Origin of the sequence: Nocardiopsis sp. LOL_012, from assembly GCF_048060475.1 — a bacterium.
Classification (GTDB): domain Bacteria; phylum Actinomycetota; class Actinomycetes; order Streptosporangiales; family Streptosporangiaceae; genus Nocardiopsis.
Genome location: NZ_JBHMIV010000019.1, coordinates 81687 through 106653, shown reverse-complemented (window position 1 = coordinate 106653; position 24967 = coordinate 81687). Strand labels below are relative to the sequence as shown.

General features: G+C 71.2%; 23 protein-coding genes. 9 read left to right on the top strand and 14 right to left on the bottom strand.

What is annotated here, in order from left to right:
- The first annotated feature begins 130 nt into the window (after positions 1-130).
- From ACFHWE_RS14375 to ACFHWE_RS14365, 3 genes are all read left to right on the top strand, one after another.
- Positions 131-898 carry an LON peptidase substrate-binding domain-containing protein gene (locus ACFHWE_RS14375; RefSeq protein WP_416601968.1) on the top strand — a complete coding sequence of 256 codons (768 nt, stop codon included), beginning with the start codon at positions 131-133 and terminating at the stop codon, positions 896-898.
- 80 nt (positions 899-978) lie between these two features.
- On the top strand, positions 979-1461 hold the full coding sequence (ybaK, locus tag ACFHWE_RS14370; protein ID WP_416601966.1) for a Cys-tRNA(Pro) deacylase: 483 nt from the start codon (positions 979-981) through the stop codon (positions 1459-1461).
- An 83-nt stretch (positions 1462-1544) separates the two neighbouring features.
- Complete coding sequence (locus ACFHWE_RS14365; protein WP_416601964.1) at positions 1545-3398, top strand: AMP-dependent synthetase/ligase; 1854 nt, start codon at positions 1545-1547, stop codon at positions 3396-3398.
- On the opposite strand, the gene ACFHWE_RS14360 is transcribed toward ACFHWE_RS14365, so the two are convergent.
- The 3 genes from ACFHWE_RS14360 to dnaE form a co-directional block, all read right to left on the bottom strand.
- A complete protein-coding gene (locus ACFHWE_RS14360) occupies positions 3395-4030 on the bottom strand; it encodes a hypothetical protein (RefSeq protein ID WP_416601962.1) in 636 nt (211 codons plus the stop codon). The genes ACFHWE_RS14365 and ACFHWE_RS14360 overlap by 4 nt on opposite strands.
- Positions 4031-4182: 152 nt before the next feature.
- Entirely contained in the window at positions 4183-4962 is a 780-nt protein-coding gene (locus ACFHWE_RS14355) for a PadR family transcriptional regulator (protein ID WP_416601960.1), read from the bottom strand.
- Between the two features lie 186 nt (positions 4963-5148).
- Complete coding sequence (gene dnaE, locus ACFHWE_RS14350) at positions 5149-8712, bottom strand: DNA polymerase III subunit alpha (RefSeq protein WP_416601958.1); 3564 nt, start codon at positions 8710-8712, stop codon at positions 5149-5151.
- A 215-nt stretch (positions 8713-8927) separates the two neighbouring features.
- On the opposite strand from dnaE, the gene ACFHWE_RS14345 reads away from it, so the two are divergent.
- Positions 8928-9329: a hypothetical protein gene (locus ACFHWE_RS14345; RefSeq protein WP_416601956.1), complete on the top strand. Its 402-nt coding sequence runs from the start codon at positions 8928-8930 to the stop codon at positions 9327-9329.
- A 97-nt stretch (positions 9330-9426) separates the two neighbouring features.
- Here the strand turns inward: ACFHWE_RS14345 and ACFHWE_RS14340 are convergent, their stop codons facing one another.
- From ACFHWE_RS14340 to ACFHWE_RS14330, 3 genes are all read right to left on the bottom strand, one after another.
- Positions 9427-10383, bottom strand: coding sequence for a hypothetical protein (locus ACFHWE_RS14340; RefSeq protein WP_416601954.1), 957 nt, complete (start codon positions 10381-10383; stop codon positions 9427-9429).
- A gap of 180 nt (positions 10384-10563) precedes the next feature.
- A complete protein-coding gene (locus ACFHWE_RS14335) occupies positions 10564-11235 on the bottom strand; it encodes a PaaI family thioesterase (protein WP_416601953.1) in 672 nt (223 codons plus the stop codon).
- 127 nt (positions 11236-11362) lie between these two features.
- Positions 11363-11806 carry a GNAT family N-acetyltransferase gene (locus tag ACFHWE_RS14330; protein WP_416601951.1) on the bottom strand — a complete coding sequence of 148 codons (444 nt, stop codon included), beginning with the start codon at positions 11804-11806 and terminating at the stop codon, positions 11363-11365.
- A gap of 45 nt (positions 11807-11851) precedes the next feature.
- Between ACFHWE_RS14330 and ACFHWE_RS14325 the strand changes: the two genes are divergently transcribed.
- The 4 genes from ACFHWE_RS14325 (at position 11852) to ACFHWE_RS14310 (ending at position 15572) form a co-directional block, all read left to right on the top strand.
- A complete protein-coding gene (locus tag ACFHWE_RS14325) occupies positions 11852-12709 on the top strand; it encodes a helix-turn-helix domain-containing protein (RefSeq protein WP_416601949.1) in 858 nt (285 codons plus the stop codon).
- Positions 12710-12804: 95 nt separating this feature from the next.
- Entirely contained in the window at positions 12805-13485 is a 681-nt protein-coding gene (locus ACFHWE_RS14320) for an AzlC family ABC transporter permease (RefSeq protein ID WP_416601983.1), read from the top strand.
- Positions 13482-13796, top strand: a complete 315-nt coding sequence (locus ACFHWE_RS14315; protein ID WP_416601948.1) for an AzlD domain-containing protein — start codon at positions 13482-13484, stop codon at positions 13794-13796. Before ACFHWE_RS14320 ends, ACFHWE_RS14315 begins: the two co-directional genes overlap by 4 nt.
- Positions 13797-13901: 105 nt before the next feature.
- The gene (locus ACFHWE_RS14310; protein ID WP_416601946.1) at positions 13902-15572 is read left to right on the top strand and encodes a thiamine pyrophosphate-dependent enzyme; all 1671 of its coding nucleotides are present in this window, start codon (positions 13902-13904) and stop codon (positions 15570-15572) included.
- Between the two features lie 12 nt (positions 15573-15584).
- Here the strand turns inward: ACFHWE_RS14310 and ACFHWE_RS14305 are convergent, their stop codons facing one another.
- From ACFHWE_RS14305 to ACFHWE_RS14290, 4 genes are all read right to left on the bottom strand, one after another.
- Positions 15585-16511 (bottom strand): RluA family pseudouridine synthase, encoded by a 927-nt coding sequence (locus ACFHWE_RS14305; RefSeq protein WP_416601944.1) that lies wholly within the window; start codon positions 16509-16511, stop codon positions 15585-15587.
- A complete protein-coding gene (lspA, locus tag ACFHWE_RS14300; protein WP_416601981.1) occupies positions 16508-17071 on the bottom strand; it encodes a signal peptidase II in 564 nt (187 codons plus the stop codon). The genes ACFHWE_RS14305 and lspA overlap by 4 nt, the downstream gene beginning before the upstream one ends.
- Complete coding sequence (locus tag ACFHWE_RS14295; RefSeq protein ID WP_416601942.1) at positions 17068-17478, bottom strand: TraR/DksA family transcriptional regulator; 411 nt, start codon at positions 17476-17478, stop codon at positions 17068-17070. Before ACFHWE_RS14295 ends, lspA begins: the two co-directional genes overlap by 4 nt.
- A 458-nt stretch (positions 17479-17936) precedes the next feature.
- Complete coding sequence (locus tag ACFHWE_RS14290; RefSeq protein ID WP_416601940.1) at positions 17937-18200, bottom strand: hypothetical protein; 264 nt, start codon at positions 18198-18200, stop codon at positions 17937-17939.
- A gap of 360 nt (positions 18201-18560) precedes the next feature.
- On the opposite strand from ACFHWE_RS14290, the gene ileS reads away from it, so the two are divergent.
- Positions 18561-21761: an isoleucine--tRNA ligase gene (gene ileS / locus ACFHWE_RS14285; protein ID WP_416601938.1), complete on the top strand. Its 3201-nt coding sequence runs from the start codon at positions 18561-18563 to the stop codon at positions 21759-21761.
- A 52-nt stretch (positions 21762-21813) separates the two neighbouring features.
- On the opposite strand, the gene ACFHWE_RS14280 is transcribed toward ileS, so the two are convergent.
- The 4 genes from ACFHWE_RS14280 to ACFHWE_RS14265 all read right to left on the bottom strand — a co-directional run bounded on the left by ACFHWE_RS14280 (position 21814) and on the right by ACFHWE_RS14265 (position 24936).
- Positions 21814-23004, bottom strand: coding sequence for a hypothetical protein (locus tag ACFHWE_RS14280; RefSeq protein WP_416601936.1), 1191 nt, complete (start codon positions 23002-23004; stop codon positions 21814-21816).
- Positions 23005-23073: 69 nt separating this feature from the next.
- Positions 23074-23949 carry a DivIVA domain-containing protein gene (locus ACFHWE_RS14275; protein ID WP_416601935.1) on the bottom strand — a complete coding sequence of 292 codons (876 nt, stop codon included), beginning with the start codon at positions 23947-23949 and terminating at the stop codon, positions 23074-23076.
- Positions 23950-24087: 138 nt separating this feature from the next.
- Positions 24088-24375, bottom strand: a complete 288-nt coding sequence (locus tag ACFHWE_RS14270; protein WP_416601933.1) for a YggT family protein — start codon at positions 24373-24375, stop codon at positions 24088-24090.
- A gap of 39 nt (positions 24376-24414) precedes the next feature.
- Complete coding sequence (locus tag ACFHWE_RS14265; protein ID WP_028647763.1) at positions 24415-24936, bottom strand: cell division protein SepF; 522 nt, start codon at positions 24934-24936, stop codon at positions 24415-24417.
- Positions 24937-24967: the final 31 nt, after the last annotated feature.

The window sequence follows — 24967 nt, the reverse complement described above, 5'->3', positions numbered from 1 at the left end:
GACGGGCCCGGCAGAGCTGCGGCCCACGGCCGACCGTTGAGGGCGGTGGTGGGTGACGGGCCCGGCAGAGCTGCGGCCCACGGCCGACCGTTGAGGGCGGTGGTGGGTGACGGGCGGGCATACTGGGACCATGCCCGCCGCACTACCGCTCTTCCCGCTCAACACCGTGCTGTTCCCCGGCATGAGCGTTCCCCTGCACGTCTTCGAGCGGCGGTACCGCCGCTTGGTCTCCGAACTCCTGGAGCCCGCCCCGGACGGCGGGGAGCGTCGCGGGGGACTGCGCCGGTTCGGTGTGGTGTGGATCGAACTCGGACACGAGGTGGCCAGCGAGTCGGGCCAGGGCGCGGCCGGCGCGGACACCGGTGCTCCGAGTACCGCAAAGGACGGTGTCCTGCTGCCCCGGGTGAGCGGGACGGGCTGTACGGCGCTGGTGCGTGATGTGCGCACCTACGGGGACGGCCGCTACGACCTGGTCGTGGAGGGCGGTGCGCGGTTCACCGTGACCGACCTGTCCGAGGTCGACGCGTCCTCGTCGGAGGACTACGCGACCGCGTCGGTGTCGTTCCTACCCGAGCCGATGGGCCCGGGGGCCGAGGAGCAGGCGGAGCGGGTCCGGGACCTGTACGAGGTCTACTGCCAGCGGCTCTCGTCGATCGGTATGTCCGTCGGTACGTCGGCGGAGCTGCCCAAGGACCCGATCGCGCTGTCCTACGACGTGGCGTCGCTGGTGGTGCTGGACCAGACGGAGAAGCAGCGGCTGCTGGAGGCGGAGGACGCGGCGGCACGCCTGGCGCTGACCGCCGGGTTCCTGCGCCGGGAGAACCGGATCGTCGACGCCCCCGAACTCCCGAACCTGCCCGCAGGCCCCTTCCTCAACAACGGGGTCTCCTTCAACTGACCGTAGGGTGGTCGGTCGGGGGAACCGTGTTGACCAGCGGTACCCCTCCCCCTGATGCGCTGTTGAAGGAGCGTTGACCCATGAGTGGAAAGGGCACACCCGCGACCGTCGCCGCGGGCCGGGCCAAGGCCGCCTACACCCTGCACCCCTACGAGGCCGGCGGATCCGACGGCCACTCCTACGGGACCGACGCCGCCGACGCGCTCGGGGTGCCGCATGGACAGGTCTTCAAGACGCTGGTGGCCGAGGTGGACGGCACGCTCACCGTGGGAGTGGTCCCGGTGAGTACCTCCCTCGACCTGAAGGCGCTGGCCGCCGCGGTCGGCGGTAAGAGGGCCGTGATGGCCGATCCGGCGCGGGCGGAGAAGGTCACGGGGTACGTGCGAGGCGGTATCAGCCCCCTGGGGCAGCGCAAGAGGCTGCGAACGGTGGTCGACACCTCCGCCGCGGAGTGGGACGAGGTCTACGTCTCGGCGGGTCGTCGCGGTGTGCAGATGCGGATCGGCCCCGGGGACCTGGTCCGGCTCACCGATGCGGTGACCGCGCCCATCGGGGCGCGCTGACCGGTTTCGGACATGGACAACGGGTCCGAATTATTCCCGTTTTTACCATTGCCGGGGTGTTCACGTGACGCTAACTTTGTGACATGTCCAACACTCCGGCCTCCGTTTCCTCCGTCCCCGCCATGTTCCTCTCCCGCGTCCACGAGTCCGGCGACAGGGCGGCCTTCCGGTATCCGGTGCCGGGGGCCGACGGCGCCCCGGAGGAATGGGCGACCCTGACCTGGGCACAGACGCGCGACCGGGTCCGCGACATCGCGCTCGGCCTGCACGACCTGGGGGTGACCCCTCAGGCCCGGTGCGCCATCGCGTCCAGCACACGTGTCGAGTGGATCCTGGCGGACCTGGGCGTCCTGTGCGCCGGTGGCGCGTCCACCACCATCTACCCTCAGTCGACCGCCGCCGACGCGGCCTTCATCACCGACGACTCGGGCAGCATGGTCGTCTTCGCCGAGAACGACACACAGGTCGCCAAACTCACCGAGCAGCGCTCGAAGATCCCGGGTGTGTCCAAGGTCGTGGTCTTCGACGGCGAGGGGGACGGCGACTGGGTCATGACCCTCGCCGAGCTGGAGGCCCGGGGCGCCGGGATCGCCGGGGAGCGGCCCGAACTGTTCGAGGAGCTGGTCTCCTCGATCGAGCCCGACCACCTCGCCACGCTCATCTACACCTCCGGCAGTACCGGCAAGCCCAAGGGCGTGCGCCTGGACCACGCCAACTGGCTGTTCGAGGCCGAGTCTGTGGGGCGTCTGAGCGAGGAGGTGCAGGAGAGCGGCTACGAGATGATGGACGTCGACGACGTGCAGTACCTGTGGCTGCCGCTCTCCCACGTCTTCGGCAAGTACATGCTGGTCGGCCAGATCCGGGTCGGCTACGAGACCGCCGTGGACGGGAGGGTCGACCGGATCGTCGGCAACCTCGCCATCATCCGGCCCACGTTCATGTCCGCCGTCCCGCGCATCTTCGAGAAGGTCTACAACGGTGTCGTCACGCAGGCCAAGCAGGGCGGTGCGGCCAAGTACCGGATCTTCCGGTGGGCGGCGGGCGTGGCCGACCGCGTGGCCCGTGTCAAGGAGGAGGGACGCGAGCCCAGCGGCCTGCTGGCACTCCAGCAGGCGGTCGCCGACCGGCTGGTGTTCAGCAAGCTCCGGGAGCTGTTCGGCGGTCGGCTGAAGTTCATGGTCTCCGGGAGCGCGCCGCTGACCCCGGAGCTCGGGCGCTTCTTCTACGGCGCCGGGCTCACCATCCTGGAGGGGTACGGCCTCACCGAGACCAGCGCCGGCACGTTCGTCAACCGCCCCGGCGAGGTACGGTTCGGCACGGTCGGCAAGCCGATGCCCGGGGTCGAGGTGAGGATCGCCGAGGACGGCGAGATCCTGCTCCGCGGCGGCAACGTGATGCGCGGCTACCATAACCTCTCCGGCGCCACCGAGGACGTGCTCGGCGAGGACGGCTGGTTCGCCACCGGGGACATCGGTGTCCTGGAGAACGGGAACCTGCGCATCACCGACCGCAAGAAGGAGCTGATCAAGACCTCCGGCGGCAAGTACGTGGCACCGCAGGGCATCGAGTCGCGCTTCGTGTCCCTGTGTCCCTACGCCAGCAACCTGGTGGTGCACGGCGACCGTCGTCCCTACTGTGTGGCACTGGTGGCCCTGGACCCGGAGACCATCACCGGATGGGCGCGGACCCACGGCCTGGACTCCCTCGACTACACGGCGCTGACCAAGGAGGCGAAGGTCAAGGCGATGGTGCAGGAGGCCATCGACAGGCTCAACGCCGACCTGCCCCGCCACGAGACCGTGAAGAAGTTCCGGATCCTGCCGCGCGGCCTGTCCGTGGAGGAGGGCGAGATCACGCCCAGCCTGAAGATGCGGCGGCGGGCTGTCGAGAAGAAGTACGAGGACCTGATCGAGGAGATGTACGAGGAGTCGGTCTAGGTTCCACCGCCCGGGGCGGTCCCGGGCACGGTGCCCCCGTCCGCGGCGTGCAGGGACACCGCGGACGGGATCTGCGCCGGGATCCGCTCGGTCACCCCGGGCAGGTCCCGGCGCATGAGGCTGATCAGCTCCAGCATCGCGTACTGGAGGACGAACAGGAACGGCCAGGCGACGAGGAAGGCGGTCGCCTCCAACCGGAGCCCGACCGTGACCGCGTCCCCGGCCTGTGCGGCGGCCAGCGCCTCGTGCAGGGGCGCGTCGAGCGCCACCCCGACCCGCCAGGTGAGCAGGGCAGCGGCGACCGAACCCGCGAAGCCCGCGAGCAGGACCACCAGGCGCAGGTCCTGGGCGCGTCCGCGCGCGAGGGAGAACTGCGCCATGTAGGCGGTGTGGCCCGTCAACAGGCCGGCGGCCCCGGTCATCAGGGCGTAGTAGGCCTCGGCGGAGAAGACGTCCTCGGTGACACCGGTGAAGACCCGGCCCTCGCCGAGGGCGGTACCCACCGCCCGTTCGGGGGCGGCCAGCCACCAGAGCGGTCCGAGGAGCACGCCGAGCAGGGCCAGGGCCGCGAGGACACAGACGCCCACGGCCAACGCGCGACGCGCCGCGTCCGTTCGGGGGTGCTCGGCCATGCTCCTCCTTCGTCGGCCCGGCGTCGTGTCGCGGACCGCAACGGAGGATACCCGCCCGGACGGTGCTGCCGCCGCGAGCCCCGACCGGCCGCCCGGAACCCGCTGGCCTCCGCGCTGGTACAAGGGTCGGCTCAAGAACCCGGTCTGATGGGCTAGGAGTCGTCGGACCTGCTGTCTTCGGCACCCTCGTCGTCCTCGGCGAGGACCCGGTACAGCCCCTTCCTGGTCTCGTTGAGAAGCCGCTTGGCCCGCTCCACCTGCGTGTCGCTGCCGGCGTGGGCGACCTGGGCGGCGGCGGCGCTGAGCTGGTGGGCGAGAGCACCGAGCTCCTCGTAGCGAGAACGGGTGCCGGCGTAGGCGTCCTCACCCGCCTCCCAGGGCGGGGTGAGGTCGGCGCCGCGCTCGTCCAGGTGGGCGACGCCCTCCTCGGTGAGCCGGTAGGGGCGTCGGCGCCCCTGCCCCTCGGCCTGGGCGACCAGCCCCTCGTCCTCCAACTGCTGGAGCATCGGATAGACCGATCCGGGGCTGGGCCGCCACAGGCCACCGCTGCGCTCACGGCCCTCGCGGATGATCTCGTAGCCGCTGCGGGGTTCCTCGGCGAGGAGCATGAGGATGCCGGTGCGCACGTCGCCCCGGCGGGCCCGGGGGCCGCCCCGGTGCCCTCCTCGGCGGCCGCCGGGCGGGCCGAACCCGGCGAAGGGGCCGCCGAATCCGCCCTCCCCCCAGGGCGCTCCCGGTGGTACGGGGGGCCGGGAGCCGGGGCCGCCGCGCCGACGCCCGCGCGGCCCCTCCTCCACCCGCATACGGTCGCCGCGCCTGGGACGGCCCCGGCCGCCGCGCGGGGTGTCTTCGGTGCGGGGGCGGCGGAACCCTCGTCCTCGGCCGCCGCGTCCGTCCCAGGCCCAGGGGCCCGGCAGTGCCATGGAGCTCATGGTGTCTCTCCTTGTGTGGTCATGGTGCGAACAGGCTGTCGCTTCTTATCCACGACAGTCGTTCTTACTTTAGATAGCTCAAAGATATATCGTTAAATCTATCGATGCAAGAGATCCAGGACACAGAGAAGGCCCCGAACGCCACGAGGTGTGGTGTTCGGGGCCCTCGCCAGGCCGGAGCGGCCGTCAGTAGTCGACCGCGTAGGCGCCCAGCAGGCTCTTCATCTCCGCGTTGAACTCCGGCGACATCCGCACCGAGTACCGGTCCACTGCGTAGACCCTGGACCGCACGGGGTTGTCCACGCGGATCCGTACCGGTGTCTCCCCCTTGTGGCTGTCCAGGACCTGCCGCAGGTCCCCCACCAGATCGGACGTGAGCCGCTTCTCGTCCACGGTCAGCAGCACCGGGGGCTCGCCGTCGGTCACGTGGGAGATGTCCAGGATCGACATGTCCGAGGCGAACATCGACCACGTGCCGTCGCGCTCGTTCAGCCGCCCCTTGACGGTGACCGCCGTGTCCTCCAGCAGCGCCTCCACGTACAGCGGGTACGTCTTGGGGAAGAACAGCACCTCCATGCTCGCGTCCAGGTCCTCCACCGTGGCGATCGCCCACTGGTTACCGGCCTTGTTGACCCGCTTGTCCACCTTGGAGATCAGCCCGGAGACACGCACCTCGCCGCGCTCCCGGGCCAGCTCACCGGCGACCACCTGCGCGATGGAGGTGTCCCGCGAACGCGCCAGGATCCGCTCGGCCCCGGCCAGCGGATGGCTGGACACGTACAGCCCCAGCATCTCCCGCTCGAACGCCAGCTTGGTCTTGCGGTCCCACTCCTCGTCGCCCCACTGGATGTTCAGCCCGATCGGGGTGGAGTCGCCGTTGTCGTCACCGCCGCCGAACAGGTCGAACTGGCCGTGTGCCTCCTGCTTCTTGGAGCTGATCATCCCGTCGACCGCGGTCTCGTGGTGGCGGTACAGCTCCCGGCGCGGCTGGCCCAGGGAGTCGAAGGCCCCCGCCTTGACCAGCGACTCGATCACCCGCTTGTTGCAGGCGGCCAGCTCGATCTTGGACAGGAAGTCGGTGAAGGAGGTGTAGCGGCCCTTCTCGCCCCGGGTCTTGATGACGGAGTTGACGACGTTGGCGCCGACGTTGCGGACCGCGCCCATGCCGAAGCGGATGTCCTTGCCCACCGGGGTGAAGCGCAGACCGGAGTCGTTGACGTCCGGCGGGAGCACCTTGATGCCCTGCGCCCGGCACTCGGCCAGGTAGACCGCCATCTTGTCCTTGTCGTCGCTGACCGAGGTGAGAAGCGCGGCCATGTACGCGGCCGGGTAGTTGGCCTTGAGGTAGGCGGTCCAGTACGCGACGAGGGCGTATCCGGCGGCGTGCGACTTGTTGAAGGCGTACCCGGCGAAGGGGAGCATGACGTCCCACAGCGCCTGGGTGGCCTCCTTGGAGAACCCGCGCTCGGCGGCGCCGGGGAAGAACTTGGCCTCTTCCTTCTCCAGGGCCTCCTTCTTCTTCTTGCCCATCGCCCGGCGCATCAGGTCGGCGCCGCCCAGGCTGTACCCGGCCAACTGCTGGGCGATGGCCATGATCTGCTCCTGGTAGACGATCAGGTGGTACGTCTCCCCCAGGATGGGGTCCAGGGCGTCCTTGAGATCGGGATGGATCGGGGTGATCTCCTGGCGCCCGTTCGAGCGGTCGGCGTAGTCGTTGTGGGCGTTGGCCGCCATGGGTCCGGGCCGGTAGAGGGAGATGACCGCCGTGATGTCGGCGAAGGTCTTCGGCTCCATCCGCCGCAGCAGGTTGCGCATGGCACCACCGTCCAACTGGAACACGCCGAGCGTGTCCCCGCGGGACAGAAGGTCGTAGGCCTTCTTGTCGTCCAGGGGGACGTCCGACATGTTCAGGTCGACCCCTTCGGACTCCCTGATGCTGTTCACCGCGTCGTCGATGATGGTGAGGTTGCGCAGCCCCAGGAAGTCCATCTTGAGCAGGCCCATGTCCTCGCACTGCGGATAGGGGAAGCCCGTGATGATGGCACCGTCGGTGTCGCGCTTGTGCACCGGGATGACGTCCAGCAGGGGATCACGGGAGAGGATGACGCCCGCCGCGTGCACGCCGGTGCCCCGGGTCAGACCCTCGATACCCCGAGCGGTCTCCATGACCTTGGCGACCTGCGGGTCGTTGTCGATCAGGCCCCGCAGCTCGCTCGCCTCGGCGTAGCGCTCGTGCTCGGTGTTGAACACCGCGTCCAAAGGAATCTCGTTGCCGCCGACCGGCGCGGGGAACGCCTTGGTGATCTGGTCCCCGGTGGAGTAGGGCATACCGAGGATCCGGGTGGAGTCCTTGACCGCGGCCTTGGCCTTGATGGTGCCGAAGGTGAGGATCTGCGCGACGCGCTCCTCGCCGTACAGGTCGGTGACGTAGTCGATCATCTCGGCGCGCCGACGCTCGTCGAAGTCCAGGTCGATGTCGGGCATGGAGACGCGTTCGGGGTTGAGGAAGCGCTCGAACAGCAGACCGTGCTCCAGGGGGTCCAGGTCGGTGATGCCCAGGACGTAGGCGACCATCGACCCCGCCGCCGAACCGCGGCCCGGCCCCAGCGCGATCCCGGACTTGCGGGCGTGCTGGCAGATGTCGGCCACGACGAGGAAGTAGGCGGGGAAACCCATCTCGTTGATGATGCCGAGCTCGTACTCGACACGGCGGCGCGCGTCCTCGGTGGCACCGCCGGGGTAGCGGTCGGCGAGCCCCCTCTCCACCTCCTTGGCCAGCCACGAGGACTCGGTCTCCCCATCCGGGATGGGGAAGGCGGGCATGAGATCGCGGTGAGCGAAGACGTTGTCGTAGGCGTCCGGCGCGATGCGCTCGGCGATGAGCAGGGTGTTCTTGCACCCCTGCGCCCACTCGTCGAAGTTGAGCAGGCCGCGCATCTCGTCGGGGGTCTTGAGGTAGTAGCCCGATCCGTTGAACCGGAAGCGGGTGGGGTCGTCCAGGTTCTTGCCCACGCCCACGGCCAGGAGCGCGTCGTGCGCCGAGGACTGGCTCTCGTAGACGTAGTGGGAATCGTTGGTGACCAGCGGCGGGATGCTCAGCTCGCGGCCGACCTTGAGCAGGCCGTCGCGGACCTCCTTCTCGATGGGCACTCCGTGGTCCATCAGCTCCAGGAAGACGTTCTCCCGGCCGAAGATGTCCTGGAGCCTGGCGGCGTAGTCGATCGCCTCCTTCTCCTGGCCCAGCCGCAGGCGGGTCTGCACGCCGCCGGAGGGGCAGCCGGTGGAGACGATGACGCCCTCGCTGTACTCGGACATGAGGTCCAGGTCCATGCGGGGCTTCATGTAGTAGCCCTCCATGGAAGCCAGGGAGGACATCCGGAAGAGGTTGCGCAGCCCGGTCTCGTTCTCCGCGAGCATCGTCATGTGCAGGAACCGGCCACCGCCGGAGACGTCCTTGCCACCCTCACCGGCGACGTCGTCGGAGCCGCTGGCCCGCCCCCAGAAGACCCGCTTCTTGTGGAAGCGCGACTCCGGGGCGACGTAGGCCTCGATACCGATGATGGGCTTGACCCCGGTGCCCTTCGACTGCTGGAAGAACTCGTAGGCCCCGAACATGTTGCCGTGGTCGGTCATCGCGACCGCCGGCATGCCCAACCGCGCGGCCTCCTTGTACAGGGGCTTGAGTTTCGCGGCGCCGTCCAGCATCGAGTACTCGGTGTGGACGTGCAGATGGGTGAAGGAGTCAGCCATGGCTCGGGTGCCCCCAGGAGGGTCGGTGGACGGGTGATGACTCCTGAGCCTACGCCTGTGCCACGACTCTCGCCGCCCCCTGTGGGCAACCGGGTCCCAGACCCGCAAGACGCCGGGGCACCTGCCCGGGAATTCGGTGAAAGCGCCACCCACACAGCATGGAAATGGCGTATACACGACATGACTCCATGTCATCGACTCAGGTAAGGACCGGCGTGGCCACCCCGAACAGGCGGCACCGACACCTCGTGCCGTTCGGACCCGCCCCCGGACAGACCCGGCTGATCACCCTCGAACTCGAACCAGAGGTGGCGGCGAAACTGGATGCGATCCGCGAAGATGAGTACGTAGTCGTGCTACGGCTCGCCGAAATGCTCGCTCTGATGGGCCGCAGGCTCACCGAACCCCAGGTGAAACCCCTGGGGGAGCGTGTCTACGAACTCCGACTGGTTCGATCGCCCTCGGAAGGAGAAGTGATGGAGCACAGCGAGTGGAACCTGTCCGAGGACTGGTCCGGCCACGCGCCGAATGGTGTGCGGCCCTGTCCACCGTCGTCTGCCGGGTACGGACCGCACGCGGCTGGTCCCACGCCGACCTCGCCCGGCGCATGGGCGTGATCCGGGCCACCAGGAATGGTACGTGGTTCCATCTATGGTTCCCCGGTCCGGGGTGCCGATTGGTGTGGGTGGACGCGGCCCAGCCCTGAGCAGAGAGTCAGCCCCTCCTGCGGCACCGCAGCGCCCGGAAGGGCTGCGCGAGCGGCCCGAAGAGGGCGAACCCGGCCAGGATCACCCCCGTGATGATCAGCGGGGCGAACCTGTCGCCTGTGTCAGCGTCCTTCACGGTCACGACGTCGCCCGGGTCGTCGTGACCGTAGAGGACCTCGACCTCCTCGCCCACGTCGGCGACGACGTCGTGGACGTCCCGCACGTACTCGGTACCCCGCACCGCGTGGGAGACCTCGCCGTCCAAGCCCTCGCACCGATGCGCCTCACAGTGCCAGACGTCCACGACGGTCGCACTAGTGAGCCTGGGATCGTCGACGGGTTCCGGATCCGTCAGCGCGGCGAGGGGCACCAGGACGGGGATCACGACGATCCCGAAAAAGGAGAACATGGCGCCTCGAATGGGCATGAGCAGGCCGCGCCCGAGCTGGACCAGCCCACGCCGCCGGAAGAGCCGGAACCGGCCCGTGGACGCCTTCGAGTGCAGGAGGTACACGGCGGTACCGAGAACGAGGCAGGAGACCGCCACAACGGCGGCCTCCCCGGACGGGTGCCGGACCCCGTCGATCGCGACCAGGGGGTCGGATCCGGGCACCACCTCGACGGTGACGGCGGTCCCGTGGGGATAGGAGGTGTCGCTGAGAGCCGGATCCACGCGCCACACCCCGTCCCGTTCGTACCAGAAGTACTGGTTCTCGCCGACGAACCAGACGGCCTGTGCGGTGGTGGTCTCGAACCGGGTGTCGAGTGCGCGGTTCTCCAGCGCCCAGGCCCCGGCGAACACCGCGGCCGACAGTCCCGTGACGAGGAGGAGCACCGAGAGCAGCGCCCACCGAGTCTCCTCCGATACCCGCCTTCGGTGGTGCTCCTCCAGGCGCCGCCTGCGCATCGAGGGCGGCAGCGACATGTACGGGACGCGGGGCGTCTGTTCCCTCGACCGGGGCACGGGGTCTCCCTCCGCGGCCCGGGGTGGGGGTTTCCGAACCGCCGGGTGTGGGACGGCGTCCCACACCCGGCGGTTCCCAACGGGCCGGAAGCGGACGGATCACCCCCTGTTCCCCGACCGCCTCGGCGCAGAGCGGTGGATCGTGACCCCTCCCACCACCGTGTGCCCCGCGAACACGGGTCAGGAGTCGTCCTTGGGGAGGGTGACCTGGATCATGAGCGCCCTGGCCTCGGCGGTGACCTTGCCGTGGGCACGGATCTCGCCCCTGACGTAGACCTTGCGCCCCTCGACGCGCTCCACACCGGCGGTGATCTCCAACGGCATGAACAGCGGGGTGGGCCTGCGGTAGTCGACTTCCAGGCGGGCGGTCATGCCGACGCTGGTCGCGAAGGCGGAGGCGCTGCCGATGGCCTGGTCGAGCAGGGCGGCGATCCATCCACCGTGGACGCATCCGGGAGGGCCCTGGTAGAGGTTGTCGAGCGTGACCTCGCCGCGCACGCCCTCCTCGGTGCGCTCCAGCACCAGGGGCGGGGCGGCGGGGTTGGTGTCCCCGGAGACGATGTTGGTGATGGTGCCGTACTCGCTGACACCGTCATGGTGGCCTCGGAAGACCATGGTGGCGGGCTCGCGGCGGGCTGCGTTGAGCGTGTCGGTGAGGCTCTGGACGGCGGCGGTGGCCTCGGCGAGGGTCTCCCGGTCGGCCGTGGTGTTGGCGACGGCCTCGATGAGGTCGTGGGCGCGGGCGACGAGCGAGCGCAGTTCGTCGGGAAGGGCGTCCGCTTCGACGACGGGGAGGCCGTAGTAGTCCCGGGGCGCGGGAGGCTGGGCGGCCTGCGGGGTGTTGACCGTCATGTGTTCCTCGTCGGGATCGGCGTGGGCACGGTGGCTGGGGGCTCATCTACGGAACCGAATCTTACTCGGAAGTAGGACGAATGCCCTCTTCCGCCCCTGCGTGACCTCTCCCACCGGGGCCGACAGATCAGCCCAGAGCGCGCACCATGTGCCGGTGCGGGATGCCCGCGTCCAGGAACTCCCCACCGTGGGCGGTGTACCCCAGCCGCTCGTAGAAGCCCAGCGCGTGGGTCTGCGCGTGCAGTTCCACCGAGGTGAGGCCGTGCTCACGCGCCCGCTCCTCCACCGCCCGCACCAGCGCGGCGCCGATCCCGCCGCCGCGTCGCTCGGGCAGGACCGCCATGCGCCCGAGCAGTCCCGCGCCCTCGCCCCGGTCCAGCAGCCGAGCCGTCCCGGCGGGGACCCCGCCGACGAGGGCCAGCAGGTGGTCGGCACCGGCGTCGCGGTCGTCCCACTCCTCGGCGATCGGCACCCGCTGCTCGGCGACGAACACGGCGCCGCGGATGGCGAACACGGCGGCGCGGTCGCGCTCGTCCCGTGCGGGGCGGATCAACAGGTCGGTCGAACTCATAGCGGAAGGCTAAGGGCTGTCCGCGACCAGCCTTAACCTGGGGCCATGTCCAGCCCCGCCTCCGTACACCCTCCGGTCGAGGACCCGCGCGTGGAGCACGCGCGCTACTGGCGCTTCTCCGGTCTGCCGGAGACCGACCTGCTCACCGCACGGTTCGTCACCACCGCGTTCGTCCGCCACACGCATCCCACGTACACCATCGGCCTCATCACCGACGGGATCGAGGAGTTCACGCACGCGCACGGCCGTGCCCGGGTGGGCCGGGGCGGGCTGGCCGTGGTCGGCCCCGAGGAGGTGCACACCGGCCACGCCGGGGCGCCCGAGGGGTGGAGCTACCGGGTCTTCTACCCCACCCCCGAGACGGTCACCGGTGTGGCCCGCGAGCTGGGGATGCGCGGCACCCCCTCCTTCACGGAATCGGGGATCGACTCCCCCGAGGCGGCCCGTGCCCTGGGCCGGGCGCACCTGGCCGCCGAGCACGGCCAGGTCCTGGCCGCGTCCTCCCACGCCCGGGAGGGGCTGGCACTGCTGCTGCGCTCCCACGGCCGGGAACGCGCCACCGTCCCCGGCCGCCACACCGCCCGGAGCGAGGTCGAACGCGCGCGGGAGATCCTCGCCGCCCGCCTGGTCGACCCGCCCACCCTGGAGGAGCTGGCCGCCCGGGTGGGGATGGGCCCCTTCGCCCTGAACCGGGCGTTCCGCGCCACGTACGGCCTGCCGCCGCACGCCTACCTCACCCAGGTGCGGGTGGACCGCGCCCGGGTGCTGCTGCGGTCGGGACGGCGGGTGTCGGAGGCGGCCGCCGAGACGGGCTTCGCCGACCAGTCCCACCTGACTCGGCACTTCAAGCGCAGGCTGGGGGTGCCGCCCGGCGCCTACCGCAGGGACATGCTGGCGGTCTGACCCGCACCGGGCGCAAGAACGTTCAAGACCCGTCCGGCCACCGCCGCCTAGCGTCGGATGACGTGACAACCTCCTCCTTCCTCCGTTCGCCGGAGATGCGCGACGGCGTCGGCATCGGGCTCGGCGTGGGCCTGTCCGGCCTGGCCTTCGGCACCGCAGCGGTGACCGCCGGGCTCTCACCCGCCCAAACCGTGTTCCTGAGCGCGTTCGCCTTCACCGGCGCCTCGCAGTTCGCCCTGGTCGGCGTGGTCGCGAGCGGCGGCAGCCTGGCCGCCGGGGTCGCGGGGGCCCTGCTGCTGGGCGCCCGCAACACCCTCTACGGGCTGCGGCTGGCCGACACCCTGGGCTGGCGGGGCGGGCGGCGCGCCCTGGCCGCCCACGGCGTGATCGACGAGACCGCCGCCGTCACCCTGCCCAGGACGGACCGGGCCTCGGCGCGCAGGGCGTTCACGGCCACGTTCGCGGTGCTGTGCGTGAGCTGGGTGCTGACGAGCCTGGTGGGGGCGCTGGCCACCGACCGGGTGGGCGACGTCGACGCCTTCGGGCTGGACGCGGTCGGCCCGGCGGTCTTCCTCGCTCTGCTGTGGCCGCGGCTGCGCGAGGGTGGCGGCCGGGTGCGGCTGATCGCGCTGCTGGGGGCCGGGCTGGCCCTGGCCGCCACGCCGCTGCTGCCGCCCGGGGTACCGGTGCTGCTGGCCGCCTCGGCCGCCCTGGTGGTCCTCGTGCGGCCCCGCTCCGGCAGGCCGTCCGAGTCAGCCGAGGAGGTGCGCGCGTGAGCCTGTGGATCGCCCTGGTGGCCACCGCCGTGGGCTGCTACCTGCTCAAGTTCGCGGGGATGGCCGCACCGCGCCGCCTGCTCGACGATCCGGCGCTCCAGCGGTTCGCCACGGCCGTGCCCGTGGCGCTCCTGGCGGCGCTGATCGCGGTGCAGGCCCTCCAAGGCGAGAGACAGGCGCTGGACTGGGACACGGCCCGGATGGGCGGTCTCGGGGCGGCCGTGTTCGCCCTGGTCCTGCGGGCGCCCTTCCTCGCGGTGATCGTCGTGGCCGCGGCCGCCACGGCGGGGCTGCGCGCCCTGGGCCTGTGACCGGCGCGGACGTTCGTCCACAGGCCGGGGCGGCGGCCTTGACCGGCCCCTCGCCCCCTGTCAGAGTCGACCGCACCGAGTGAACGAGGACAGGGGGCACCGTCCATGGCCACGGCCGTCCAGCGCCCGCCCGCCGAGACCGCGGCCCAGGCCGTGGCGGAGGTCCTGGCCGCGGCGGGGATCAGACGGTGCTACACCGTGCCCGGGGAGAGCTTCCTCGAACTCGCCGACGCCGTGGACCGGCACCCGGCGCTGTCGCTGGTCTCCACCCGGCACGAGAACGGCGCCGCCTTCATGGCCGAGGCCGAGGCCAAGCTGACCGGGGTCCCGGCGGTGGCCGCCGCTACCCGGGGCCCGGGCGCGGCCAACCTGGCGGTGGGCGTGCACACGGCCCGGCAGGACTCCACGCCGATGGTCGTCTTCCTGGGGCAGGCCGAAAGCGACCGGCTGGGCCGGGAGGCGTTCCAGGAGGTGGACCTCACGGCGTTCTACACGCCGATCACCAAGTGGGCCACCACGGTGCACCGGGCCGACCGGTTGGCGGAGGTGACCGCGGAGGCGGTCCGGGTGGCCACCACGGGCCGCCCGGGTCCGGTGGCGATCGCCGTCCCCGGCGACCTGTTCGGGCAGCGTGTGCGGCGGCGTGCCGTGCCCGCCCCGCCGGAGGTGCCCCGGCCGCCCCTGGGCGGAGCGATGCGCGACCGGCTGGCCGCCTGGCTGTCGGGCGCCGAGCGGCCCGTGATCGTGGCCGGTGGCGGCGCGCGCGGTGCCCGCGGCGAGCTCGTGCGGGTGGCTGAGCGGTTCCGGGCCGGGGTGTACGCCTCCTGGCGGCGCCAGGACGTGTTCCCCAACGACCACCCGCTCTACCTGGGGCACCTGGGGCTGGGCGCGCCGGGGCCGGTGCTGGAGGCGCTGGGCGGCGCGGACGCGGTCCTGGTCGTGGGCTGCCGGCTGGGTGAGACCACCACCCAGGGGTACCGGCTGCCGCCGGAGGGGGCCGAGGTGGCCCAGATCGACATCGACGCCGACCGGCTCGGTGCGGGGCGCGGCCTGTGGCTGGCGGCGGTCGCCGACGCGGCCACGGCGCTGGCCGAGCTCGCCGGGGCCGGTGGGCGGGCTCCGGAGCGGGACTGGGGCGCGGCCCGCCGCAGGTGGGTGGAGAGCACCGTGCCCCCGCCGGAGGCCGAGGAGCACACCGGGCCGGGGATGCACCCGTGGTCGGTGGTCTCGGCGATGCGCGAGGCGCTGCCCGAGGACGCGCTGGTCACCAACGACGCGGGTAACTTCGCGGCGTTCCTGCACCGTGGCTGGTGGTTCCGCCACCCCCGGACCCAGCTCGCCCCCACGAGCGGGGCGATGGGCTACGCGGTGCCGGCGGCGGTGGCCGCCAAGATCGCCGCCCCCGGGCGGACCGTGGTGGCGGTGGCCGGTGACGGCGGGGCGCTCATGACGGGCCAGGAGTTGGAGACGGCGGTGCGCGAGGGCGCGGCGGTCACGGTGGTGGTGTTCCAGAACGGGCTGTACGGCACGATCGCCATGCACCAGGCCCGGGAACTGGGCCGGATCGCGGGGACCCGGATCAGCGGGCCGCTGGACCTGGCCGGGTACGCCCGGTCCCTGGGAGCACTGGGGGCGACCGTCCGCACGCGACCGGAGCTGGTGCGGGCGCTGGCCGCGGCGGTGGCGGCGGACCGTCCCACGCTGGTGGACGTGCGCACCGACCCGGAGGTGATCAGCCCGGGAGCCACGCTCACGGAGCTGTTGGGGGGCGGCTGAGCACCGCCCGCCTCACTCCTCCCGGAGCTTGTCCACCGCAGCGGCGAGGTCGTCGGGGTAGGTGCTGGAGAACTCCACCGGGCGGCGCTCGGTGGGGTGCTCGAACCCGAGCCGGACCGCGTGCAGCCACTGGCGGCGCACCCCCAGGCGCTCGGCGAGCGTGGGGTCGGCGCCGTAGAGCGTGTCGCCCACGCACGGGTGGCGCAGCGCGGCCATGTGCACGCGGATCTGGTGGGTGCGCCCGGTCTCCAGCTTGATCTCCAGCAGGCTGGCCGCCCGGAACGCCTCCTGGGTGTCGTAGTGGGTGACCGAGGGGCGTCCGCCAGCCACCACGGCCCAGCGGCCGTCCCCGGCGGGGTGGCGGTCGATGGGGGCGTCGACGGTGCCCCGCAGCGGGTCCGGGTGCCCCTGCACCAGCGTGTGGTAGCGCTTGTCGACGGTGCGCTCCTTGAACGCCCGCTTGAGCACGCTGTAGGCGATCTCGCTCTTGGCCAGGACCATGAGGCCGGTGGTGTTGGCGTCCAGCCGGTGCACGATCCCCTGGCGCTCGGCCGCGCCGCTGGTGGTGAGCTGCACGCCGGAGGAGAGCAGCCCCTCCAGGACGCTGGGGCCGGTCCAGCCGACGGTGGGGTGGGCGACCACCCCGACCGGCTTGTCCACGACGACGATGTCGGCGTCCTCGTGGACCACGCGCAGGCCCGGAACGGGTTCGGGGCGCGGGACGGGGGCGGTGGGCGGCGGCGGGAGCGTCACCTCCAGCCAGGTGCCGGCCTGGACGCGGTCGGACTTGCCCGCCGAGGCGCCGTCCACCAGGACGTCGCCGCCGACGATGAGCTCGGCGGCACGGGTGCGCGAGAGCCCGAACAGGCGGGCGATGGCGGCGTCGAGCCGGTCGCCCTCCAGGCCGTCGGGCACGGGCAGGCTGCGGGTGTCGCTCACGCCTGGTCCTCCTCGGAGGGCTTCTCGCCCCTGGTGCCGTCCAGGTTCAGACCCCTGAAGGTGAGCAGGACCACCAGGCAGGCACCGACCACCACGCAGGAGTCGGCGATGTTGAACACCGGGTAGTACGGGACGCTGATGAAGTCGACGACCTCGCCGTGGAAGGGCCCCGGGGGGCGGAACAGGCGGTCGATCAGGTTCCCGGCGGCGCCGCCCATCATGAGGCCGAGCGTCACCCCCCACCACACGCTGCGCACCCGCCACCCGATGTAGGCGATGCCCAGCACGACGGCGATGGCGATGCAACTGAACACCCACGTGAAGTCGGTGCCCATGGAGAAGGCTGCCCCGGGGTTGAACACCAGGGTGAACTGGAGGAGGCTGCCGACCACGTCGACGCGCTCGCCCTCCTCGAAGGCGCGCAGGACCCACTCCTTGGTGGCGAAGTCGACCGCGATCGCGCCGAGCGCCACCAACAGCAGGAGCGGGTACCTGCGGGGCCGCCGCGGGGCCGCCGCCGTGTTCGTTGTGCTGTCCCCGGAGGGCTCTACCTCAGTCAGCGACGCTCCTCGCGTTGTTTGCAGGTGACGCACAGGGTGGCCCGGGGGAAGGCCTGGAGACGTGCCTTCCCGATCGCCCGGCCGCATGACTCACAGACCCCGTAGGTTCCCGCGTCCATCCGTTCGATCGCCCGCTCGCTCTTGGCGAGCAGGTCACGAGTATTGTAGGCCAACGCCAGATCGTGCTCGCGCTGGAAGGCCTTGGCCCCGGTGTCGGCGGGGTCGTCGCCCGCCCCGTCGACCGGGTCCTCCAGGCGCGCGGCGAGCTCGCTCTCGCTCTCGCGGATCTCCGCGCGCAGCGCGGCGATCTCCTCCTTGAGGCGATCGCGGACCTCGGCGATCTCCTCCGACGTCCAGGGGTCCTCCCCCGGGAGAACCGGCAACCCGGCGACCTCGGTGGCCTTCATCGTACTTCCCCTCCCCGACGGGCTCGCCACCGCCCGAAGCCCCGCGATCGACGCGGGGCTCCCCCGTGGGCGGTGGCACAAGCGGTGCCGGAAGCGTAGGCAATACGCGGGCCCAAGGCAACGATCCCGGCCGTGTCAGCCCACACCTGTGCGAACGACGGGAACCGCCCACGCCTTCCCGAATCCGCCTTCCCAGGCGTCCGGCTCCGGAACGACCACGGCCACAGCGCGAGGGCGCCGCCGGTGTCTGCAGGAGGAGTCATCCCCCGCTGCGAGGAACGAGCCCCACCCGTCTGGCCGACAGACCACCAGCGGAAGCAGCGCGAGCGGCGTACCGGTCTCTGCAGGAGGAGTCTCCGCCGCTGCGAGGAACGAGCAGGGGCGGTAGCGACGACGAAGAGGCCGGTTCTCCACGCCGCGAGCACGCTCCGAGCCTGCGAGGAGCCATGAACACAGCCTCACGCCCCGACCGCGGCGAACCCGCCGTAGTCCTGGGCGAGGGCGGCCAAGTGCGGTTCGTCGAACACGGCGGGGCCGCCGTGCGGGCCGGTGCGCACCTCGATCACCCAGTCGACGTCCTCGGCGTCGTCCTCACCCGCGAGCATGTCCCTGTGCACGAGGCAGGGCTCATACCCCTGTTCGAGGAGCTGCTCGGCCAGCTCGTCGGCGTCCTCACGGTCGTGCAGGGTCACCAGGACCGCGCCGCGCGCGCTCTCCGACATGACGACATCCCTTCCCACGGCGGCGTGAGGGCGCGGTGCGCCCGCCGCTCTGCGTTATCCTGGCACTCGACAAGGCGTCGATGGGGACGAGTAGCGCTGGCCCCGACCGGACGGACACAGCCTAAGGTCCGGCCGAGCGACCCGGGGACGGTGGGAGCCCGGGGGCACGACCAGCGCGAAGATCACCCCGGAGCCGCCGGAGGAACGGGTGCGCGCACCCCAGTAGAACCGGCACCAGCGCAACGAAGCGGGACCCGCCGTCGGCCGCCCAGCGGCCGGACGCGGTTCCAAGGAGGGTGGTACCGCGGGGCCCCGGCCTCGTCCCTCCGTCAGGCACATCCCTGATGGAAAGGTACGACGGTGGCCAACGACCCCCGGCCCACACCCCGTGGGCTGCCCCAACTGCCCGCGCAGATCGACCTGCCCGCCGTGGAGCACGAGGTCCTCGGCCGCTGGTCGAAGGAGAACGTCTTCCAGCGCTCGCTCGACCAGACCCGCGGCGGCCCCAACTGGGTCTTCTACGAGGGGCCGCCGACCGCGAACGGCCAGCCGGGCGTGCACCACGTCGAGGCCCGCGCGTTCAAGGACGTCTTCCCGCGCTTTCGGACCATGCGCGGCTACCACGTGGACCGCAAGGCGGGATGGGACTGCCACGGCCTGCCCGTCGAGGTCGCCGTGGAGAAGGAGCTGGGCCTGAGCGGCAAGAAGGACATCGAGTCCTTCGGTATCGCCGAGTTCAACGACCGCTGCCGCGAGTCGGTGCTGCGCAACGTCGACGCCTTCACCGCCATGACCGAGCGCATGGGCTACTGGGTGAACACCGGCGAGGCCTACCGCACCATGGACCCGCAGTACGTGGAATCGGTGTGGTGGGCCCTCAAGCAGATCTGGGACAAGGGCCTGCTGGTCCGCGACTACCGGATCAGCCCCTACTGCCCGCGCTGCGGCACGACCCTGTCCGACCACGAGCTCGCCCAGGGCTACGAGACGGTGACCGACCCGTCGGTGTACGTGCGCTTCCCGGTGACCTCGGGGCCGCTGGCCTCCCCGGAGCACCCGACGTCGCTGCTGGCGTGGACCACCACCCCGTGGACCCTGGTGTCCAACACCGCGATCGCCGTGCATCCGGACGTGGAGTACGTGGTGGCCACCGACGGCACCGAGCGCCTGGTGGTCGCCGAGCCCCTGTTCGAGAAGGTCCTGGGCGAGGGCTGGGAGCTGACCGGCGAGCGCTTCGAGGGCGACGAGATGGAGCGCTGGGGCTACCGGCGCCCGTTCGATCTGGTGCCCTTCGACGAGCCCGCGCACTTCGTGGTCCTGGCCGACTACGTCACCGTGGAGGACGGCACCGGCCTGGTGCACCAGGCCCCCGCCTTCGGTGGCGACGACATGGCGGTCTGCCGCGCCTACGGCATGCCCGTGGTGAACCCGGTGCGCCCCGACGGCGCCTTCGAGGCCGACCTGGACCTGGTGGGCGGCGTGTTCTTCAAGGAGGCGGACAAGACGCTGGTCCGCGACCTGCGGGACCGCGGCCTGCTCTTCCACCGGGAGGACTACGAGCACTCCTACCCGCACTGCTGGCGCTGCCACACCGCCCTGCTGTACTACGCGGTCCCGTCCTGGTTCATCCGCACGACCGCGGTCAAGGACGAGCTGATCGCGCAGAACGACGCCACGAACTGGGTGCCCGAGCACGTCAAGGAGGGCCGCTTCGGCGAGTGGCTGCGCGGCAACGTCGACTGGGCGCTCTCGCGCAACCGCTACTGGGGCACGCCGCTGCCCATCTGGGAGTTCCCCGACGGCCGCCGGATCTGTGTCGGGTCGCTGGAGGAACTGGGCCGGTTGAGCGGGCAGGACCTGTCGGCGCTGGACCCGCACCGCCCCTACGTGGACGACATCGTCATCCCCGATCCCGACGCCGACCCCTCCCTGCCCGAGGAGCAGCGGGTGGCGCGCCGGGTACCGGAGGTGATCGACGCCTGGTTCGACTCGGGGTCGATGCCGTTCGCCCAGTGGGGGGCGCCGCACCGCGAGGCCGACACGTTCGAGGCCAACTTCCCCGCTCAGTACATCTCCGAGGCGATCGACCAGACCCGCGGCTGGTTCTACTCGCTGCTGGCCGTGAACACGCTGGTGTTCGGGCGCAACGCCTTCGAGAACGTGGTCGTGCTCGGCCACATCCTCGCCGAGGACGGCCGCAAGATGAGCAAGCACCTGGGCAACGTCATGGAGCCCACCGAGGTGATGGACCGGCACGGTGCGGACGCACTGCGCTGGTTCATGCTGGTCAGCGGCTCTCCGTGGACGGCTCGGCGGGTGGGCCACACGGCGTTGGAGGAGATCGTCCGCAAGGTCCTGCTGACCTACCACAGCACGGCCTCCTTCTTCACCCTGTACGCGAACGCGGGTGAGGGCTGGGACCACTCCCGTCTGGCGCAGGCCCCGGCCCCCGAGGACCGGCCGCTGCTGGACCGCTGGCTGCTGTCGGAGCTGCACGAGGTGGTCCGCGACGTCACCGGCGCGCTGGACGCCTTCGACACGGCCGCTGCCGGGCGCCGCCTCACCGCGTTCGTCGACGACGTGTCCAACTGGTACGTGCGCCGCTCCCGCCGCCGGTTCTGGGGCGGGGCGAGCACCCCGGAGGGCGCGTCGGCGTTCGCGACGCTGTTCGAGGCCCTGGAGACGGTCACCCTGCTGATGGCCCCTGTGGTGCCGTTCCTGACCGACCACGTGTGGTCGGCGCTGCGTCGGCCGGACGCCCCGGACTCGGTGCACCTGGCGTCGTGGCCGCAGGCCCGCGAGGACCTCATCGACCCTGAGCTGTCGGAGCGGATGGCGCTCACCCGCCGCCTGGTGGAGCTGGGCCGCTCGGCGCGTGTGGACTCGGCGATGCGCACCCGCCAGCCGCTGGCCCGCGCCCTGGTCGGCGCGCCCGGGTTCGCCGACCTGCCGCGGCAGTTGCGCGACCAGGTCGCCGACGAGCTGAACGTGGAGCGCCTGGACGCGCTGTCCTCCGTGGGCGGCGACCTGGTGGACTACGCCGTGAAGCCGAACTTCCGGGCGCTGGGCAAGCGGTTCGCCAAGCGCACCCCGCTCGTGGCCAAGGCCATCCAGGTGGCGGACCCGGCGGAGCTGGTCGCCGCGATCCGCGGGACGGGCTGGGCGCAGGTGAGCGTCGAGGACGAACCTGTGGAGGTCAGCGCCGACGAGCTTCTGGTGACCGAGCAGCCGCGCGAGGGGTGGGCGGTGGCCTCGGAGTCGGGGGAGACCGTCGCCCTGGACCTGGAGCTCACACCGGAGCTGCGCCGTGCCGGTCTGGCCCGCGAGATGGTGCGGATGATCCAGGAGGCCCGCAAGCGGAGCGGCCTTGAGGTCTCGGACCGGATCCACGTGTGGTGGTCCGCCACGGACGAGGCCGTGGGGAGGGCGCTGGCCGAGCACGGTGAGGCGATCGCTGGAGAGGTGCTGGCCGACGCCTTCGTCGCCGGTGAGCCGGGCGGAGACGCGTACACGGTGGACTCGGAGGAGTTCGGTGTGTCCTTCGGGTTCCGCCGGGTCTAGAGCACGTTCTCGGGCGCCGTCCCCTTCCGGGGCGGCGCCCGTCGTGTGCGGGTCAGCGCGGGCCGGCCGCGTCCTCGGGTTCGGCCGGCTCCCCGTCGTCCGGTCTCCCGGCGGCTGCGGCAACGGTCTCCGCCGCGTCCGCGGAAGCGGTACCCGTGTCCGCAGGACCGCTGTCGGTGTCCGCCGACACGGCAGCGGTGACGGTGGTCTCCGTGTCCTCTTCGGTCTCCTCGGCGGCGCGGCCGTCGGTGTCGAAGAGTGCGGCGTAGGCGACAGCGGGGTCGGCGGCGTCGTCCCCGTCCCGGAGGTCGGTCTCGGTTCCGGCCTCCATCGGAGCGGGGCCGGTGTCCCCCCTCTCGGAGTATCCGCTGCCCTCGGGGGCGTCGGCGATCGCCTCGTCCACGGATCGTCCGCCGGTTCCGGCCACGGCGGTGTCCTCGGGGCCGGTACCGCTGGGAGGAGCGGCCGCGGTCGCGGTGTCCGTGGCGGCCTCCTCCGGTTCGGCCTCGGCCGCACCGGGGTGTTCGTGGTCCTCCTCGACGCCGGGGACCGCGTCGTCCTCGGAGCGCTCCCCGTGGCCGGTTTCGGCCACGGTCGCCTCCGCGGAGGGTTCGGTCACCTCATCGGACCCGTCCGGCTCATCCGTCACAGGGGGAACATTCTCGGTGAAGGCCCCGAGGTCGCCGGGTTCGTTCCGGCTGAGGGAGGAGGGAAGTCTGTAGGAGAAGGGGGGCGGGGGGGTGGGGGGTGCGGGGGGATCGGTTTCGGGGGGAGCTTCCGGGGGGGCGGGAGCGGCGGCGGGGAGTGGATCCGCCTCGTCCTCCGACGGTCTCCGCCATGCTCCGGCCGTGGGGATCTCCCATCGGGGAACCTCGAAGTCCGGTTCTCCCGCACTGTGGTGCTCAGCGGCGGGTGGCGCCTGGGCGGCTTCCGGGACGGTAGCCTCCCGCACCGGCGGGTGGGCCGGTGCGGGCGCGCGCCCGGAGTACTCCGGCTGTGCGTACTCGGCCCCGGCCGCCGCCGTCACGGGGACGGACGCCTTCCCCAAACCGTCCGTCCCGGGGCCGCGGTGATCCCGTCCGCGCACGCCCGCCTGAACGAGCGCTCCCACCAGGAGGAGGGAGCTGACGGCGCCCAGAGCCAGGGCGACGTACACCAGGGCGGGTTCGGCGAACAGCAGAGCGGCCGCGATGGCGGCGATCGCCGCCAGCACCGCCACTGCGGCGAGGATGCTGAGGATCACGGGTCGATCAGGGCCTTTGCACGCTTTGATCCGGAGTGTTCAGTGGTCGGCCCCTGACGGGCCGTCCTGTCAGCGGCGCTCGTGCGGGGCCTCGCCCGGGTGGAATCCGCCGTGCTGGGCGGGCTCGGGCTGGCCGAACGGGTTGCCCGGGCCCTGGTGCATCGCCGGTCCGCCACCGGTCTGCGGCCCCATGGTCTGGAAGCCGCCGGTGGTGTTCGGGTTGTGCTCGCCCGGCTGGGACTCCTCGTTGCTGAGCTCGCGCAACTGGCGCTCGAAGTAGTCCTTGAGGCGGCTGCGGTACTCGCGCTCGAAGTCCTTGAGGACGTTGACCTTGTGCTCCAGCTCCTCGCGCTGCTGCACGAGACTGCCCATGACCTGGCGGTGGCGCTCCTGGGCGTCGCGGTCGAGGTTCTCGGAGCGGGCGCGGGCCTCACCGATGATCTGGTCGGCCTGGCGGCGCGCCTTGCCGAGGATGTCCTCGGACTCGTGGCGGGCGCGGCCCAGGGTCTCGTCGGCCTCGCGGCGGGCGTCGGAGATGGCCTGGTCCGCGGTCTGCTGGGCCAGGGCCAGGACGCGGGCGGCCGTGTCCATGTTCTCCTCGCCGCCCATGGCGAGGTTGGCGCCGGTCATCTGCATCGGCGCGGGCGCGGGGGGCTGCGGCGGCTCGACCGGCTGCTGGGCCTGGACGGGCTCCGGACGCCGCTGCTCGACATGGGGCTCGGGACCGACGTCCTGCTGCTGGAAGTCCTGCATGCCGGCGTTGGGCACCTTGCCCCGCAGGCACTCGGCCAGCTTGCCGCGCAGTTCCTCGTTCTCCTGGATCAGCCGGTCCAGCTCGGACTCGACCTCATCGAGAAAGGCGTCGACCTCTTCCTCGTCGTACCCGGGCCGGAGCCGGGTGGTACTGAACTGCTTGTTCCGCACATCCGCGGGTGTCAGCGGCATCTTCGTCTCCTTGGCGCGCTTGGAGTCTGTCCGTAGGGACGCTACCTGATCGTGACCTTACGGCATCACAGATCATGACCAAGAGCACATACGGGAATCCGAACTATATCTTTGTCCCATTTCATCCCCACCTGACCCTTAGATGAGGCTCTGGAGTAGGGAGCTCAGGATCAAGATGATGAAGAAGAGGACCATCACACTCAGGTCGAGCGCGACGCTCCCCAGTCTCACCGGCTTGATGAACCGGCGCAGGAGCTTCAGGGGCGGGTCGGTGATCGTGTACACGATCTCGGCGATCACGAGCACGAACCCGGTCGGACGCCACGTCCTGGAGAAGGACTGCACCATCTCCAGGACCACCCTCGCGATGAGCACGAAGATGAAGAGCTGCAAGGCATAGACGAGTACGGTCAGGACGATACTCACGGTCGTTCCTCGACCCAATCTCTGGACAGGTGTGATGGTCTAACTCTGATTGAAGAACCCTCGCTCGGCGATCCGCGCCTTGTCCTCGGCGGTCACCTCGACGTTGGCCGGGGACAGCAGGAACACCTTGTTGGTGACCCTCTCGATACTGCCATGCAGACCGAAGATCAGACCAGCCGCGAAGTCGACCAGACGCTTGGCGTCACTGTCGACCATCTCGGTCAGGTTCATGATCACCGGTGTGCCCTCCCGGAAGTGCTCTCCGATCGTACGCGCCTCGTTGTAGGTACGCGGATGGAGTGTCGTGATCCGGGCCAGGTCGGCGGTGGAAGCCACCATGGTCGAGCCGCCGCGCCGCTCACCCGAGCCCAGGGGGTCGCCGGTGTCCGTCACGTCCTCGCCTCGTGCTTCCTCGCCTCGCGGGGAGTCGACCTCGTGGTCGCGCCCCTCCCGGTCGTCGAATTCGTCGAACTCATCATATTCGTCCGCATAGCGGTGATCGTAACGGTCGTCCTCCACGAGGCCGAGGTAGACCGCCATCTTGCGCATCGCGCCGGCCATCCCATGCCCTCCGTCGTCCTCGCGGCCTTCA

What these genes read in the sequence shown, in the direction of transcription:
- ACFHWE_RS14330 (WP_416601951.1), bottom strand. Translation starts at nt 11,806, where the DNA reads ATGAGTTCGACCGACCTGTTGATCCGCCCCGCACGGGACGAGCGCGAC.
- ACFHWE_RS14295 (WP_416601942.1), bottom strand. Translation starts at nt 17,478, where the DNA reads ATGAAGGCCACCGAGGTCGCCGGGTTGCCGGTTCTCCCGGGGGAGGAC.
- ACFHWE_RS14290 (WP_416601940.1), bottom strand. Translation starts at nt 18,200, where the DNA reads ATGTCGGAGAGCGCGCGCGGCGCGGTCCTGGTGACCCTGCACGACCGT.
- ACFHWE_RS14320 (WP_416601983.1), top strand. Translation starts at nt 12,805, where the DNA reads ATGCGCGACGGCGTCGGCATCGGGCTCGGCGTGGGCCTGTCCGGCCTG.
- ACFHWE_RS14265 (WP_028647763.1), bottom strand. Translation starts at nt 24,936, where the DNA reads ATGGCCGGCGCGATGCGCAAGATGGCGGTCTACCTCGGCCTCGTGGAG.
- ACFHWE_RS14355 (WP_416601960.1), bottom strand. Translation starts at nt 4,962, where the DNA reads ATGAGCTCCATGGCACTGCCGGGCCCCTGGGCCTGGGACGGACGCGGC.
- ACFHWE_RS14365 (WP_416601964.1), top strand. Translation starts at nt 1,545, where the DNA reads ATGTCCAACACTCCGGCCTCCGTTTCCTCCGTCCCCGCCATGTTCCTC.
- ybaK (WP_416601966.1), top strand. Translation starts at nt 979, where the DNA reads ATGAGTGGAAAGGGCACACCCGCGACCGTCGCCGCGGGCCGGGCCAAG.
- ACFHWE_RS14375 (WP_416601968.1), top strand. Translation starts at nt 131, where the DNA reads ATGCCCGCCGCACTACCGCTCTTCCCGCTCAACACCGTGCTGTTCCCC.
- dnaE (WP_416601958.1), bottom strand. Translation starts at nt 8,712, where the DNA reads ATGGCTGACTCCTTCACCCATCTGCACGTCCACACCGAGTACTCGATG.
- ACFHWE_RS14325 (WP_416601949.1), top strand. Translation starts at nt 11,852, where the DNA reads ATGTCCAGCCCCGCCTCCGTACACCCTCCGGTCGAGGACCCGCGCGTG.
- ACFHWE_RS14310 (WP_416601946.1), top strand. Translation starts at nt 13,902, where the DNA reads ATGGCCACGGCCGTCCAGCGCCCGCCCGCCGAGACCGCGGCCCAGGCC.
- ACFHWE_RS14335 (WP_416601953.1), bottom strand. Translation starts at nt 11,235, where the DNA reads ATGACGGTCAACACCCCGCAGGCCGCCCAGCCTCCCGCGCCCCGGGAC.
- ACFHWE_RS14275 (WP_416601935.1), bottom strand. Translation starts at nt 23,949, where the DNA reads ATGCCGCTGACACCCGCGGATGTGCGGAACAAGCAGTTCAGTACCACC.
- ACFHWE_RS14360 (WP_416601962.1), bottom strand. Translation starts at nt 4,030, where the DNA reads ATGGCCGAGCACCCCCGAACGGACGCGGCGCGTCGCGCGTTGGCCGTG.